Genomic DNA, 625 nt, shown 5'->3' with positions numbered 1-625 from the left:
TTGCTGCAGCTGAAAAAGCTGGCATTGTTAAAGGAGAAGGGAATGGCATCTTCAATCCATCTGGGAAAGTAACACGCGCTGCCATGGCAACGATGCTAGTAAATGCCTATAAACTACAAAGTACAGCACATGAAAATGGCCAAAGTAAATTTGAGGATTTAAAAGGACATTGGGGAGAAAAATATGCCAATATCTTAATTGACTTAAAAATTTCCAATGGTACGGATAACGGCTGGCAACCAAATAGATCTATAACACGCGCCGAGGCCGCTCAACTTACTGCTAAAACGGATATGTTGCAACAAAATTTAAATGATGGAAATGAGATTATTACTGCTACATCATATAAAGATTTAAACTTAACAGTGTCTTCTAATATTACTGCCCAAGAGATTGATAGTTTTATTGCAGAATACCATTCAGATAGTCCATTAATTGGACATGGACAAGACTTTATTAATGCGCAAGATCAATACGGCGTAAATGCACTTTATTTAGCGGCACATGCAATTTTAGAGTCTGGATATGGAAAATCAGAAATCGCATATCGAAAACACAATTTATTTGGGTTACGCGCGTATGATAAGGATCCGTTTAAATATGCAAAATATTTACCAACCTACGG

The 625-nt window shown here is 37.0% G+C and carries 1 protein-coding gene; it reads left to right on the top strand.

Annotation, left to right across the window (positions count from 1 at the left end):
• Nucleotides 1-625: S-layer homology domain-containing protein (locus H6481_RS28365; RefSeq protein ID WP_182813821.1), on the top strand; the 625-nt coding region annotated here is incomplete at both ends.

This window comes from Bacillus sp. ME78, from assembly GCF_903970865.1.
GTDB classification, from domain to species: domain Bacteria; phylum Bacillota; class Bacilli; order Bacillales; family Bacillaceae_G; genus Bacillus_A; species Bacillus_A cereus.
This window is presented reverse-complemented; position numbering and strand designations above follow the sequence as displayed.